The following is a 233-nucleotide window of genomic DNA, read 5'->3' as shown; positions in this document are numbered from 1 at the left end:
GTATAACTCACATCAACCTTTGGCTGAACAACTGCAGCAGCTGGTGCGTTTTGATATGGACTACATTCAATCAGAAGAGCACATTGAAGTGTCGCGAATGGTGATTGGCCATCTCTTTTATACCACTGAGATGCAGCAAGAATTGCAAAAAATCATCAAAGAAGAAACGGCTATTTTACGTTGGATAAAAGCGGCAACGCTGGATGGACGCTTAACGGTGACCAATGTTGAAC

1 protein-coding gene is annotated in these 233 nt (G+C 42.9%); it reads left to right on the top strand.

Annotation, left to right across the window (positions count from 1 at the left end; translation table 11 throughout):
* A partial coding sequence (locus AAEZ03_RS28990) for a TetR/AcrR family transcriptional regulator C-terminal domain-containing protein (protein WP_350583461.1) occupies positions 1-233 on the top strand: 233 nt, incomplete at both ends.

Origin of the sequence: Pseudomonas sp. HY2-MNA-CIBAN-0224 (genome assembly GCF_040310285.1) — a bacterium.
Classification (GTDB): Bacteria; Pseudomonadota; Gammaproteobacteria; order Pseudomonadales; family Pseudomonadaceae; genus Aquipseudomonas; species Aquipseudomonas helleri.
Note: the sequence above shows the minus strand (reverse complement) of the source record. Positions and strands in the feature narration are given on the sequence as shown.